The sequence below is a fragment of the Stutzerimonas nosocomialis genome (genome assembly GCF_005876855.1).
In the GTDB taxonomy this organism is placed as follows: Bacteria; Pseudomonadota; Gammaproteobacteria; order Pseudomonadales; family Pseudomonadaceae; genus Stutzerimonas; species Stutzerimonas nosocomialis.
In genome coordinates, this window is the sequence record NZ_QLAE01000006.1 from 141126 (window position 1) to 155075 (window position 13950).

General features: G+C 66.4%; 14 protein-coding genes. 6 read left to right on the forward strand and 8 right to left on the reverse strand.

What is annotated here, in order from left to right; genetic code table 11:
* Positions 1–26: 26 nt before the first annotated feature.
* The 5 genes from rng to mreB all read right to left on the reverse strand — a co-directional run bounded on the left by rng (position 27) and on the right by mreB (position 4751).
* Positions 27–1484, reverse strand: a complete 1458-nt coding sequence (gene rng, locus DN824_RS05705) for a ribonuclease G (protein WP_138407379.1) — start codon at positions 1482–1484, stop codon at positions 27–29.
* A gap of 73 nt (positions 1485–1557) precedes the next feature.
* Positions 1558–2148 carry a Maf family protein gene (locus DN824_RS05710; protein ID WP_138407380.1) on the reverse strand — a complete coding sequence of 197 codons (591 nt, stop codon included), beginning with the start codon at positions 2146–2148 and terminating at the stop codon, positions 1558–1560.
* Positions 2149–2194: 46 nt separating this feature from the next.
* Complete coding sequence (mreD, locus tag DN824_RS05715; RefSeq protein WP_138407381.1) at positions 2195–2683, reverse strand: rod shape-determining protein MreD; 489 nt, start codon at positions 2681–2683, stop codon at positions 2195–2197.
* Complete coding sequence (mreC, locus tag DN824_RS05720; protein ID WP_138407382.1) at positions 2680–3627, reverse strand: rod shape-determining protein MreC; 948 nt, start codon at positions 3625–3627, stop codon at positions 2680–2682. Before mreC ends, mreD begins: the two co-directional genes overlap by 4 nt.
* Positions 3628–3713: 86 nt before the next feature.
* Entirely contained in the window at positions 3714–4751 is a 1038-nt protein-coding gene (gene mreB / locus DN824_RS05725) for a rod shape-determining protein MreB (protein WP_138407383.1), read from the reverse strand.
* Positions 4752–5062: 311 nt separating this feature from the next.
* On the opposite strand from mreB, the gene gatC reads away from it, so the two are divergent.
* From gatC to DN824_RS05755, 6 genes are all read left to right on the forward strand, one after another.
* A complete protein-coding gene (gene gatC, locus DN824_RS05730) occupies positions 5063–5350 on the forward strand; it encodes an Asp-tRNA(Asn)/Glu-tRNA(Gln) amidotransferase subunit GatC (RefSeq protein WP_138407384.1) in 288 nt (95 codons plus the stop codon).
* 14 nt (positions 5351–5364) lie between these two features.
* The gene (gene gatA / locus DN824_RS05735; RefSeq protein ID WP_138407385.1) at positions 5365–6816 is read left to right on the forward strand and encodes an Asp-tRNA(Asn)/Glu-tRNA(Gln) amidotransferase subunit GatA; all 1452 of its coding nucleotides are present in this window, start codon (positions 5365–5367) and stop codon (positions 6814–6816) included.
* Between the two features lie 11 nt (positions 6817–6827).
* On the forward strand, positions 6828–8276 hold the full coding sequence (gene gatB / locus DN824_RS05740) for an Asp-tRNA(Asn)/Glu-tRNA(Gln) amidotransferase subunit GatB (protein ID WP_241666560.1): 1449 nt from the start codon (positions 6828–6830) through the stop codon (positions 8274–8276).
* A 60-nt stretch (positions 8277–8336) separates the two neighbouring features.
* Positions 8337–8750: a septal ring lytic transglycosylase RlpA family protein gene (locus DN824_RS05745; RefSeq protein ID WP_138407387.1), complete on the forward strand. Its 414-nt coding sequence runs from the start codon at positions 8337–8339 to the stop codon at positions 8748–8750.
* 72 nt (positions 8751–8822) lie between these two features.
* Positions 8823–9935, forward strand: coding sequence for a calcium/sodium antiporter (locus DN824_RS05750; RefSeq protein ID WP_138407388.1), 1113 nt, complete (start codon positions 8823–8825; stop codon positions 9933–9935).
* Between the two features lie 20 nt (positions 9936–9955).
* Positions 9956–11044 (forward strand): calcium/sodium antiporter, encoded by a 1089-nt coding sequence (locus DN824_RS05755; RefSeq protein ID WP_138407389.1) that lies wholly within the window; start codon positions 9956–9958, stop codon positions 11042–11044.
* A gap of 6 nt (positions 11045–11050) precedes the next feature.
* On the opposite strand, the gene DN824_RS05760 is transcribed toward DN824_RS05755, so the two are convergent.
* The 3 genes from DN824_RS05760 to DN824_RS05770 all read right to left on the reverse strand — a co-directional run bounded on the left by DN824_RS05760 (position 11051) and on the right by DN824_RS05770 (position 13911).
* Positions 11051–11992 carry an AEC family transporter gene (locus tag DN824_RS05760; RefSeq protein WP_138407390.1) on the reverse strand — a complete coding sequence of 314 codons (942 nt, stop codon included), beginning with the start codon at positions 11990–11992 and terminating at the stop codon, positions 11051–11053.
* Positions 11993–12069: 77 nt separating this feature from the next.
* Positions 12070–12633 (reverse strand): response regulator transcription factor, encoded by a 564-nt coding sequence (locus tag DN824_RS05765; protein WP_138407391.1) that lies wholly within the window; start codon positions 12631–12633, stop codon positions 12070–12072.
* Between the two features lie 24 nt (positions 12634–12657).
* On the reverse strand, positions 12658–13911 hold the full coding sequence (locus DN824_RS05770; RefSeq protein WP_138407392.1) for an ATP-binding protein: 1254 nt from the start codon (positions 13909–13911) through the stop codon (positions 12658–12660).
* Between the last annotated feature and the right edge of the window lie 39 nt (positions 13912–13950).

Below are 13950 nucleotides of genomic sequence, written 5' to 3' on the forward strand. Positions count from 1 at the left end.
GCGCGGACAGCGCGCTGCACCACTATTCAGAGCAGCACCACGTCGTACTGTTCCTGGGAATACATGCTTTCGACCTGGAATTTGATCGGCCGCCCGATGAAGCCTTCCAGGTCCGCGACGTTGCCCGACTCCTCGTCGAGCAGACGGTCGATCACGCGCTGGTTCGCCAGTACCCGGTAGCCTTCGGCCTGGTAGGCACGCGCCTCGCGCAGGATTTCGCGGAAGATCTCGTAGCAGATGGTCTCCGGCGTCTTCAGCTTGCCGCGCGCCTGGCAGCACGAACAGGGCTCGCACAGGATCTGCTCGAGGCTTTCGCGGGTGCGCTTGCGGGTCATCTGCACCAGGCCGAGTTCGGTGATGCCGATGATGTTGGTCTTGGCGTGATCGCGTTCAAGCTGCTTTTCCAGCGTGCGCAGGACCTGGCGACGGTGCTCTTCGTCCTCCATGTCGATGAAGTCGATGATGATGATCCCGCCGATGTTGCGCAGGCGCAGCTGGCGGGCGATCGCCGTGGCCGCCTCCAGGTTGGTCTTGAAGATGGTTTCCTCGAGCGTGCGATGGCCGACGAAGGCTCCGGTGTTGACGTCGATGGTGGTCATCGCCTCGGCCGGATCGACCACCAGGTAGCCGCCGGACTTGAGCATCACCTTGCGTTCGAGGGCCCGCTGGATCTCGTCTTCGACGCCGTAGAGATCGAAGATCGGCCGCTCGCCGGGGTAGTGTTCGAGGCGATCGTCCAGCTCGGGCATCAGCTCGGCGACGAACTGGCTGATCTTCTGGAAGTTCTCCCGCGAGTCGATGCGGATCTTCTCGATGCGGGGATGGACCAGGTCACGCAGGGTCCGCATGGCCAGCGTCAGGTCCTCGTAGATCAGCGAGGGCGCGCGTGCGCTTTTCATCTGCCCGGCGATCTGCCCCCACAGGCGGCGCAGGTAGCGGATGTCCATCATGATCTCGTCGGCACCGGCGCCTTCGGCCGCGGTGCGCAGGATGAAACCGCCGGCCTCCTCGATGCCCTCGGCCTCCACGCATTCGGCGACGATCTGCTTGAGCCGCTCACGCTCGACCTCTTCCTCGATCCGCAGCGAAATGCCGACGTGGCTGGTACGCGGCATGTAGACCAGATAGCGGGAGGGAATCGACAGCTGGGTGGTCAGGCGGGCGCCCTTGGTACCGATCGGGTCCTTGGTGACCTGCACCACCAGGCTCTGGCCGTCATGCACCAGGGCGCTGATCGGCTCGACGGCGCTGCCTTCACGCGCCGAGATTTCCGACGCATGGATGAACGCGGCGCGGTCGAGCCCGATGTCGACGAAGGCCGCCTGCATGCCGGGCAACACCCGCACGACCTTGCCCTTGTAGATGTTGCCGACGATGCCACGGCGCTGCGTGCGCTCGACATGCACCTCCTGCAGCACACCGTTTTCCACCACCGCCACGCGGGACTCCATGGGGGTGATGTTGATCAGAATTTCTTCGCTCATTGGCCACTTCTCGCTGAAGGCGCGGGCGACTGGCCCGTCACACCGCCGCCGTTTGACGGCAAGCCTACCGTCTTCAGGCCCTCGGGTGCCAATGGCCGATGCCGAACGCCTCGAGCAACTGCGCCGTTTCGCAGAGCGGCAGCCCTACGACCGCCGAGTAGCTGCCCTGCAGGTGACTGACGAATACCGCCGCCAACCCCTGGATTCCGTAGGCGCCCGCCTTGTCGCAGGGCTCTCCGGTCGCCCAGTAGGCATCGATTTCGTCGCTCGACACGGGCCGGAAGCTCACCCGGCTGGCCACCACCCGGGATTGACACCTCCCGGCGCCGGCGACCGCCACCGCGGTCAGCACCTGGTGTTCGCGCCCCGACAGGGCTTCGAGCATGTCCCGCGCGTGCTGCCGGTCGGCCGGCTTGCCGAGAATGCGCCCGTCGAGCACCACGGCCGTGTCGGCGCCGAGCACGCAGCTGTCGCCCGCGGCCTCCAGCAGAGTCAGAGCCGCGGCGGCCTTGGCCCGCGCCAGGCGCTCCACGTACGCCTCGGGCGTTTCGTCCGGCAAGACGCTTTCGTCTATCGGCGCGACAAGAGGGATGAACGACACGCCGATCTGGCCGAGCAGCTCGGCCCGACGCGGGGATGCGGATGCGAGATAGAGGATCGCCATCATTCCTTCCCGTTGGGACAGCGCCGAGAAGGTGGGCGCCGCCGGATCAGTTCACGTGAAACCGCAGCCGCAGGCCGCGGAGGGCGACGAATATCCAGGGCCACAACAGCGCGCTGACCAGCGCCGGCAACAGGAACGTCAGGGTTGGCGGCCGACTGCCGCCGAGGGTGTTCAGCCACAGCTGGACCAGCTGAGCCAGGCCGAAGACCACCAGCAGGATCATCACCTGCTGCCACACCGGGTAGATGCGCAGGCGCTGGTTGAGCGCCAGCACCATGCCGGCCACCAGGGTCAGCACCAGGGCATGCTGGCCCAGCAGCGAGCCGTAGAGGACATCCTGGCCGATCCCGAGGATCCAGGCGGTGGTCATGCCGACCCGGTGCGGCAGGTAGAGCACCCAGTAGGTCACGAACATCGCCAGCCACAGCGGCCGGCCGATGTTCATGAATTCCGGCATGGGCGCCACGCTGAGCAGCAACCCCAGCACGAAGGTGAGCCAGACGAGCCAGCCGTTGTTACGCCGCGAGTTGATCACTGGGCAGCCTCTGTCGGCGCCTGGGCAGGCGTGGTTTCGGCAGGCGCCGCGGGCTGCGCCGCCTCTTCGCGGTCGGCCTCCTCCTGAGCGGCGGCCGAATCGTTGGCGCGCTCTTCGGGGGATCGGGTGTCGGTGAACACCAGGAGCAGGTAACGGCTGCGATTGAGGGCCGCGGTAGGCACCGCGCGAACGATGGCGAACGGCTGGCCGGAGTCATGGATGACTTCCTTGACCGTCGCTACCGGATAACCGGTGGGAAAGCGCTGGCCGAGCCCCGAGCTGACCAGCAGGTCGCCCTCGCGGATGTCGGCGGTATCGGCCACATGGCGCAGTTCCAGGCGCTCCGGGTTGCCGGTGCCGCTGGCGATGGCGCGCAGGCCGTTGCGGTTGACCTGGACCGGAATGCTGTGGGTGGTATCGGTGAGCAGCATGACCCGCGAGGTGTAGGGCATCACCTCGACCACCTGCCCCATCAGACCACGGGCATCGAGCACCGGCTGGCCGAGGAACACGCCGTCGCGCTCACCCTTGTCGATCAGGATGCGATGGGTATAGGGATTGGGATCGACACCGATCAGCTCGCCGACCAGTACCCGGTCGTCCACCAGCGCCGACGAATTGAGCAGCTCGCGCAGGCGCACGTTCTGCTCGGTCAGTGCGGCGAGCTTCTGCAGCCGACGCTGCATGAGCAGCGCTTCGGCCTTGAGCTTCTCGTTCTCGGCCATCAGGTTGTCGCGGCTGGCGATCTGAGCCGTTGCCCCTTCCCAGAGCCGAACCGGCATCTCGGCCAGCCAGTAGAACGGCGTCAGCACCAGCCCCATCTGGCTGCGCACCGGCTTGAGCGCCTCGAAACGCGCATCGACCACCATCAGCGCAACGGACAGCACGACGAGCACCAGCAGGCGCACACCGAGTGACGGTCCCTTAGCGAATAGCGGCTTAATGGCGGTTTCCTCGCAACCACAGGCTCACGAGCGCCGGCGAGGCAGGCGAGAGGTTCGCCCGCCGCTCGACGCCGCGGCCTGCCGGATCATTCGGTGGACAACAGGTCCATGGTATGGCGATCCATCATTTCCAGCGCACGGCCACCGCCACGGGCGACGCAGGTCAGCGGATCTTCCGCGACGATCACCGGCAGGCCGGTTTCCTGGGCCAGCAGCTTGTCCAGGTCACGCAGCAGCGCACCGCCGCCAGTGAGCACCAGGCCACGCTCGGCGATGTCGGCGGCCAGTTCCGGCGGCGATTGCTCCAGGGCGCTCTTGACGGCCTGAACGATGGTCGCCAGCGACTCCTGCAGCGCCTCGAGCACTTCGCTGGAGTTGAGCGTGAAGCTGCGCGGTACGCCTTCGGCCAGGTTGCGGCCGCGAACGTCCACTTCGCGCAGTTCGCTGCCGGCGAACGCCGAACCGATTTCCTGCTTGATGCGCTCGGCGGTGGATTCGCCGATCAGGCTGCCGTAGTTGCGACGTACGTAGGTCACGATCGACTCGTCGAAACGGTCGCCACCGACGCGTACGGACTCGGCGTAGACCACGCCGTTGAGGGAGATCAGGGCGATCTCGGTGGTACCGCCGCCGATGTCGACGACCATCGAGCCACGCGCCTCTTCGACCGGCAGGCCGGCACCGATGGCAGCGGCCATCGGCTCTTCGATCAGGAACACTTCACGCGCACCGGCACCCAGCGCCGATTCGCGGATCGCCCGGCGCTCGACCTGGGTCGACTTGCAGGGCACGCAGATCAGCACGCGAGGGCTGGGCTGCAGGAAGCTGTTCTCGTGAACCTTGTTGATGAAGTACTGCAGCATCTTTTCGCAGACGCTGAAGTCGGCGATGACGCCATCCTTCATCGGGCGGATCGCGTTGATGTTGCCAGGGGTACGGCCCAGCATGCGCTTGGCTTCGGTGCCGACGGCGACGACGCTTTTCTGGTTGCCGTGGCTACGGATGGCGACCACGGACGGCTCGTTGAGGACGATGCCGCGGTCGCGCACATAAATGAGGGTATTGGCAGTGCCCAGGTCGATCGACAGATCGCTGGAAAACATGCCACGCAGTTTCTTGAACATTGGGAAAGGGCCCTGAGGCGAACGCGTGGGGAAAAAGTGCGGCAAACTCTAACAACGGTGCGCCCTTTGGGCAAGGCACGAGTCGGGCCTACCGATCAAGGACGTGAGCGGCTTCCGCCTATTTCGGCACCAGGTGCAACTCGTCTCCCGAGCGCCCTTTCCAAGACCCCGGCTCAAGGGCTCCGGCTACCGGGAAACCGGCCTGGCATGCTAGATTTCGCCCTTTGGGCGATAAACCGCTGCTCGCGGTACAGAACGTTGCCTGCCCGCAGGCGCGCAAGCACGCCCCTTCCTTCCGCTGGAGACTCCCGATGGCGCTAGAACGCTCCGAGGTGGAAAAGATCGCTCACCTGGCCCGGCTGGGCCTGAATGACGCCGACCTTCCCCGCACCACCGAGACCCTCAACAACATCCTCGGCCTGATCGACCGCATGCAGGCCGTCGACACCCAGGGCGTCGAACCGCTGGCCCACCCGCTGGAAACCAGCCAGCGCCTGCGCGCCGACGAAGTCACCGAAGGCAATCAGCGCGACGCCTATCAGGCCATCGCACCGGCCGTCGAGGATGGGCTCTATCTGGTCCCGCGGGTGATCGAGTAATGAAGGACGCCGACATGCATCAACTGACCCTGGCCGGCATCGCCCGCGCCCTGGCCGCCAAGGACTTTTCCGCCGAAGAGCTGACCCGCACGCTGCTGGCGCGCATCGAGCAGCTCGATCCGCAACTCAACGCCTTCATCACCGTCACCGCCGACCCGGCGCTCGAGCAGGCGCGAGCCGCCGATGCCCGCCGCGCCGCCGGTGAAAACGGCCCGCTGCTCGGCGCACCGATCGCCCACAAGGACCTGTTCTGCACCCAGGGCATCCGCACCAGCTGCGGATCGAAGATTCTCGATGCGTTCAAGGCGCCCTACGACGCCACCGTGGTGCAGCGCCTCGCCGACGCCGGCGCGGTGAGCCTCGGCAAGCTGAACATGGACGAGTTCGCCATGGGCTCGGCCAACGAGTCGAGCTACTACGGCCCGGTGAAGAACCCCTGGGACCTGAGCCGAGTGCCAGGCGGCTCGTCCGGCGGTTCGGCGGCTGCGGTCGCCGCCCGCCTGCTGCCCGCTGCCACCGGTACCGACACCGGCGGCTCGATCCGCCAGCCGGCGGCGCTGACCAACCTCACCGGCCTCAAGCCCACCTACGGCCGCGTCTCGCGCTGGGGCATGATCGCCTACGCCTCCAGCCTCGACCAGGGCGGCCCCATGGCCCGTACCGCCGAAGACTGCGCACTGCTGCTGGGTGCCATGGCCGGTTTCGACCCGAAGGACTCGACCAGCGTCGACCAGCCGCTGGACGACTACCTCGCCGCCCTGGACAAACCGCTCTCGGGCCTGCGCATCGGCCTGCCGAAGGAGTACTTCGGTGCCGGCCTGGACGCGAAGATCGCAGACGCGGTGATGGCGGCGGTCGAAGTACTGAAGAAGCTCGGCGCCACGGTCAGGGAGATCAGCCTGCCGAACATGCAGCACGCGATCCCCTCCTATTATGTGATCGCGCCGGCCGAGGCCTCCTCCAACCTCTCGCGCTTCGACGGCGTGCGCTTCGGCTACCGCTGCGAGGACCCGGTGGACCTCACCGACCTCTACAAGCGCTCGCGCGCCGAAGGCTTCGGCGATGAGGTCAAGCGCCGCATCATGGTCGGCACCTACGCGCTGTCGGCCGGCTACTACGATGCCTATTACCTGAAAGCGCAGAAGATCCGCCGCCTGATCAAGAACGACTTCGTCAGCGCCTTCGAGCAGGTCGACGTGATCCTCGGCCCTACCACGCCGAACCTGGCCTGGAAGCTGGGCGAGAAGAACGCCGATCCGGTATCGGCCTACCTCGAGGACATCTACACCATCACCGCCAACCTCGCCGGCATCCCGGGCCTGTCCATGCCGGCCGGCTTCGTCGACGGCCTGCCGGTGGGCGTCCAGCTGCTGGCCCCCTATTTCCAGGAAAGCCGCCTGCTCAACGTCGCCCATCAGTACCAGCAGGTCACTGAATGGCACACCCAAGCACCGAGCGGATTCTGAGGACGACACACATGCAATGGGAAACCGTGATCGGGCTGGAAATCCACGCACAGCTCGCCACCCAATCGAAGATCTTCTCCGGCAGCGCCACCGCCTTCGGCGCCGAGCCCAACACCCAGGCCAGCCTGGTCGACCTCGGCATGCCCGGCACCCTGCCGGTGCTCAACGCCGAAGCCGTGCGCATGGCCTGCAAGTTCGGCCTGGCGATCGACGCCGAGATCGCCGAGAAGAACGTCTTCGCGCGCAAGAACTACTTCTACCCTGACCTGCCCAAGGGCTACCAGACCAGCCAGATGGATCACCCCATCGTCGGCAAGGGACACCTGGACATCACCCTGGAAGACGGCACCACGCGCCGCATCGGCATCACCCGGGCGCACCTGGAAGAAGACGCCGGCAAGAGCCTGCACGAAGACTTCCACGGCATGAGCGGCATCGACCTGAACCGCGCCGGCACGCCGCTGCTGGAAATCGTCTCCGAACCGGACATCCGCAGCGCCAAGGAGGCGGTGGCCTACGTCAAGGCCATCCACGCCCTGGTGCGCTACCTCGGCATCTGCGACGGCAACATGGCCGAAGGCTCGCTGCGCTGCGACTGCAACGTCTCGGTTCGCCCCAAGGGCCAGGCCGAGTTCGGCACCCGCGCGGAGATCAAGAACGTCAACTCCTTCCGCTTCATCGAGAAGGCGATCAACCACGAGGTGCAGCGCCAGATCGAGCTGATCGAGGACGGCGGCAAGGTCGTCCAGGAAACCCGCCTGTACGACCCGAACAAGGACGAGACGCGCTCGATGCGCAGCAAGGAGGAAGCCAACGACTACCGTTACTTCCCCTGCCCCGACCTGCTGCCGGTGGTCATCGAGCAAAGCTTCCTCGACGAGGTTCGCGCCAGCCTGCCGGAGCTGCCGGTGCAGAAGCGCGAGCGTTTCGAAAGCCAGTACGGGCTGTCCGCCTACGACGCCACGGTACTGGCCGCGAGCCGCGAACTGGCCGACTACTTCGAAGCCGTGCAGAAGGCCTGCGGCGATGCCAAGCTGTCCGCCAACTGGGTGATGGGCGAGCTGTCCAGCCTGCTCAACAAGGACAACCTCGAAATCGACCAGTCGCCGGTATCGGCCGAACAACTGGGCGGGATGATCCAGCGCATCAAGGACAACACCATCAGCGGCAAGATCGCCAAGATGGTCTTCGAAGCGCTGGCCGCTGGCGAAGGCGCCACCGCGGATGAAATCATCGAGAAGAAGGGTCTCAAGCAGGTCACCGACACCGGCGCCATCGAGGCGATGCTCGACGAGGTGCTCGCCGCCAATGCCGAGCAGGTCGAACAGTACCGCGCCAGCGACGAAGCCAAGCGCGGCAAGATGTTCGGCTTCTTCGTCGGCCAGGCGATGAAGGCGTCCAAGGGCAAGGCCAACCCTGGCCAGGTGAACCAATTGCTGAAGAAGAAACTCGACGGCTGATCGAGCCTCCAAGGATCGACGCCGGGTACGCCCGGCGTTTTCTTGTCAGGAAGGAAACCCATGCTGCGTGCGATCACCCTTGCGACACTAACGACCCTGCTGCTGGCCGGCTGTACCACCCACGAGCCGGTCGAACGACCGCCCGCGAGCGTGCCCGTGCCAGCGCCGGCACCAGCCACCTACAGCGCGGAGGGACTCGCCTCCTTCTATGGCAAGCAGCACCACGGCAAGCGCACCGCCAACGGCGAGACCTTCGACCAGCACGCCATGACCGCGGCACATCGCACGCTGCCGTTCGGCACCTGGGTGCGGGTCACCCATCTGGCCAGCGGGCGCAGCGTCGAGGTTCGAATCAACGACCGCGGCCCCTATGGCCGTGGGCGGATCATCGACCTCTCGCACAAGGCCGCCGCGGAGCTGGGCATCGTCAGGCAGGGTGTTTCGCGGGTGCGCATCGAGCAGCTGGACCGCTGACGGGCACCCTGCCCCGACCCGACTGTCTGATGGCGAGCAGTCTGGTGCCGCCTTTGTTTCGTGGAGTTGAACATGACCCTTTTGATCTTCGTCTACCTGATCGCCGGTCTGGTGCTGCTGGTGATTGGAGCCGAAGTCCTGGTACGCGGGGCGTCGCGCCTGGCGGCCATTTTCGGTATCTCGCCCCTGATCATCGGCCTCACGGTGGTGGCCTTCGGTACCAGCGCACCGGAAACCGCCGTCAGCGTGCAAGCCTCGCTGGGCGGCAGCGGCGACCTTGCCGTGGGCAACGTGATCGGCAGCAACATCGCCAACGTGTTGCTGATCCTCGGGCTGTCGGCGCTGGTCGCGCCGCTGATCGTCTCCCGCCAGCTGATCCGCCTCGACGTCCCGATCATGATCGGCGCCGGCGTCCTGACCTTCGCCCTGGCCTGGGATGGCACGCTGGACCGCCTGGACGGCGCGCTGCTGTTCGCCTCGGTGGTCGGCTACTGCGTGCTGCTGATCGTGCTCAGCCGCCGCAGCAAGCGCCCGGCGGGAGAGCCTGACGAATTCGACGAGGCATTCGCGCTCAAGGAAAAACCGGGGCGATTCGCCTGGCTGATCAACCTGCTGCTGGTCGTGGTGGGCCTGGTGCTGCTGATAGGCGGGTCCAACCTGCTGGTGGAAGGCGCGGTGTCGCTGGCCCGGGCCCTGGGCCTGTCGGAACTGATCATCGGCCTGACGGTGATCGCCGTCGGCACCTCCCTGCCCGAGCTGGCTACCTCGATGCTCGCGGTCTTCAAGGGCGAACGCGACATCGCCGTGGGCAACATCGTCGGCAGCTCCATCTTCAACCTGCTGCTGGTGCTCGGCGCCGCGGCCCTGGTCGCGCCCAGCGGGCTGTCGATCTCGCCCAATGCGCTGGCCTTCGACTTCCCGGTGATGATGGCGGTATTCCTCGCCTGCCTGCCGATCTTCTTCTCGGGCTACCAGATCAGCCGCTGGGAAGGTCTGCTGTTCTTCTTCTACTACCTGGCCTATACCGCCTATCTGGTGCTGTTCGCCACCGGCAGGCCGGTGATCGCCCTGTTCGTGCATGCGATGGCCTGGTACGTGCTGCCCCTGACCGCGCTGACGCTGGTGGTCCTGGCGATACGCGCCTGGCGCCGCCAGCGCGGCGAAACCCTTTCCCAACAACCCTGAACTCCGGAAACCCTTGCACCATGACACCCATGACATTCGTCTACCTGATCGCCGGCCTCGTACTGCTGGTCGCCGGCGCGGAAGTGCTGGTACGCGGCGCCGCCAAGCTCGCCGCGCAATTCGGCATCCCGCCGCTGGTGATCGGCCTGACCGTCGTCGCATTCGGCACCAGCGCGCCGGAAACGGCGGTCAGCGTCCAGTCGGCGCTCGAAGGCAGCGGCGACCTGGCGATCGGCAACGTGGTGGGCAGCAACATCGCCAACGTCCTGCTGATCCTCGGCGTTTCGGCGCTCATCGCACCGCTGGTGGTGTCGCGCCAGCTGATCCGCCTCGACGTGCCGATCATGATCGGCGCGAGCCTGGTCACCTATGCCCTGGCCTGGGACGGCAGGCTGAGCCGGCTGGACGGCGCGCTGCTGTTCGCCGGCGTGGTGGCGTACACGCTGTTCCTGATCATCAAGAGCAAGCGCGAGCAGGCACCGGACGGCCCGGACGAGTTCGCCGAGGAATTCGGCCTGACCGAAACGCCCAAGCCCTACGCCTGGGCGATCAACCTGGGCTTGCTGGTGGCCGGTCTGGTCTTGCTGGTGATCGGCTCGAACCTGCTGGTCGAAGGCGCCGTCAGTCTGGCGCGCGCCCTGGGCCTGTCGGAACTGGTGATCGGCCTGACGGTGATCGCCATCGGCACTTCGCTGCCGGAGCTGGCCACCTCGATCCTGGCCGCCCTGAAGGGCGAGCGTGACATCGCCGTGGGTAACGTCGTGGGCAGCAACATCTTCAACCTGCTCTGCGTCCTCGGCCTGGCCTCGCTGGTCTCGCCCCAGGCGATCGTGGTCTCGGCCAGCGCCCTGGCGTTCGACTTCCCGGTGATGATCGCCGTGGCCGTGGCTTGCCTGCCGATCTTCTTCTCGGGGCATCTGATCAACCGCTGGGAAGGCCTGCTGTTCGTCGCCTACTACCTGGCCTATACCGCCTACCTGGTGCTCAACGCCTCCGGTGCGGGCTTCACCCAGACCTTCGGCCACGCGATGCTCTGGTACGCCCTGCCGCTGACCGCGATCACCCTGCTGGTGATCGGGGTCCGCGCCTGGCAGCAGCAGCGCGGCTAACGCAGGTTAGATCCAGCCGCCCCACTGCAGCACGAAGATGCCGACGTTGGTGGTCACCGCGGCCGCCAGCGTGGTCATCACGATGATGCCGGAGGCCAGCTGGTGGTTGCCGTTGACCGCCTTGGCCATGACGAAGCTGGCCGCCGCCGTCGGGCTGGCGAAATAAAGGAACAGCACGCCCAGGTCGGCGCCGCGAAAACCCAGCGCCCAGGCGCCAAGGGTGGCAAGGCCCGGCAGCCAGATCATCTTCATGGCGCTGGCGCTCAGGGCCAGGGTGCCGCTGTCGCGCAGCATGCCGAGGGTCAGGGTGCCGCCGATGCAGATCAGCGCCAGCGGCAGGGTCATCTGGGCGAAGTACTGTCCCGAGGTCAGCACCCAGGCGGGCAGGCCGATCTGCCAGTAGGCGAACGGAATCGCACCCACCACGCCGATGATCAGCGGGTTGCTGACGATGCTCTTGAAGATGCTCCAGGCATCGGATTTCACGCTCGGGCTGTACAGCGCCAGGATCACCGCCGCCAGCGTGTTGTAGACCAGGATGACCACGCCGGCGAGCACGCCGCCGAGCGACAGCCCGTAGTCGCCGTACATGCTGGTGGCCAGCGCCAGCCCGACGATGCCGTTGTTGCCCCGGAAAGCGCCCTGCACGTAGACGCCACGGTCGGCCAGCGGGCAGCGCCAGATCGCCCAGGCCCAGGCGATCAGAAAGCTGGCCACGGTCGCCAGGACGAAGTAGCCGATCACCGTCGGCTTGACCGCCTGGCTGAGGTCGGCGTGCAGGATCGCGAGGAACAGCATGGTCGGCATCGTGCCCTTGAACACCAGGGCCGACGCCATGTTGACGAAGGCGATGTCGATCCAGCCCAAGCGCTTGAGCAGGACGCCGAGAAACAACATGGCGAAGACCGGAGCGGTGATCCCCACGGTCTGTTGAAACAGGGCGTACATGCACGGGCCTGCGAAAGAAAGGGATGGCCTTATGTTAGCAAGCCCACCGGCGCATGGCCTTGCGCCGGCGAACCAAATCAGCGACGTACCGGGCGTTTTTGCAGCTTGCGCTGCAGCGTCCTGCGGTGCATTCCCAGGGCGCGCGCGGTCGCGGAGATGTTGCCCTCGTGCTCGGCCAGTACCCGCTGGATGTGCTCCCACTGCAGGCGGTCGACCGACATCGGGTTTTCCGGCACCAGGGTATCCAGGTCGGCGTGCTGCGAAAGCAGTGCGGCCAGCACGTCGTCGGCATCGGCCGGCTTGCACAGGTAGTTGCAGGCGCCGCGCTTGATCGCCTCGACGGCGGTGGCGATGCTCGAATAGCCGGTCAGGATCAGCACACGCATCTCCGGATCGAGCTCCAGCAGCTTGGGCAACAGCACCAGACCGGAATCGCCCTCCATCTTCAGGTCGAGCACGGCGTAATCGGGGACGTCCTGCCTGGCCAGCGCCAACCCTTCGTCCGCCGAGCCGGCGATGCTCACCTGCAGGCCACGGCGGCTCATCGCCCGCGCCATCACCCGCGTGAAGGTGGGGTCGTCGTCCACCAGCAGCAGCTTGTGGTGTTCGTCGCCGTCCAGTTGCAGATCCTCGGTGCTCATCTCGCTAATCCTCGCTGTGGCCATTCAGGCACGCGCGGCGCCGTGGGGCAGCCGCAATTCGGTCAGTGTGCCGCCATCCTCATGGTTGTACAGCTTCACTGTACCGCCGGCACGGGTCACGCTGGCCTGACTGAGAAACAGGCCAAGGCCGAAACCCTTGCCCTTGGTGGTGAAGAAAGGCCGACCGATCTGCTCGGCGATCGCCAGCGGCACGCCGGCGCCGTTGTCGCGAATGGTCAGCTTGACCCATTGCGCATCCCAGTCCAGGCGAATGTCGAGGTCGTCGGGGCTGGCGTCGGTGGCATTGTTGAGCAGGTTGAGCAGCGCCTGGCTCAGGTCGGCTGGCGGCATCATCCGCGGAGCGCTGCCACGCCCCACGCACTGGAACCGGTAGCTGGCCTCCGGGCGCATCAGGTGCCAGCGCTTGAGCACCGCCTCGACCCATTCGCGCGCCGTCTGCTCGACGATCGCCTGGCGGCGGTCGGCCTCGGCGGCGCGCACCAGCTGCTGCAGGCTCTCCTTGCACAGCTGTACCTGCGACTGGAGCAGGGCCAGATCGTCCTGCAACTGCGGCTCCTTGTGCTCCTGGCGCAGCTCCTTGAGCAGCACGCTCATGGTCGCCAGCGGCGTGCCGAGCTCATGGGCGGCGCCGGCGGCCTGGGTGGCCACGGCGAGCAGCTGCTGGTCGCGCATGCTTTCCTCGCGGCGCTGGGCCTGGTGCTGCTCCTGGCGACGCAGCTCCTCGGCCATGCGTGCGACGAAGAAGGTGATCAGCGCCGCGGCCAGGGCGAAGCTCAGCCACATGCCGTAGACCTGCATGGTGGCCCGGGCGGCGGCATCCAGGTGCAGCGGGTCGTACCACAGCAGCAGGGCGGTGTAGCCGGCCAGCGCCAGCGCCGACAGCACCATCGAATAGAGCCACGGCAGCGTCGCCGCGGCGATCGTCAAGGGCACCAGGTAATAGGAGACGAAGGGGTTGGTCGACCCCCCGGTGTAGAACAGCAGCAGGCTGTGAATGATCAGGTCGAAGCCCAGGTGCGAGGCGTACTCGAGTTCGGTGACCGGCCAGGGACCACGCAGGCGGATCGCCGTCGCCAGGCACAGGCAGGCGGAAATCGCCAGGGTGATGCACAGCGCCGTCCACGGCAGCGTCACCAGGTTCGCGACATAGGCCAGCCCTACCGAGCCCGCCTGGGCGACCAGCACGAGGGAACGGATCAGCGTGAGTCTCTTGAGGTTTTGACGGCTCGCCGAAAGCAGCTGAACGGGTGCGTACATGGGCTCTCCAAAGGAGCGGCGAGTATAACCAAGGGCGCC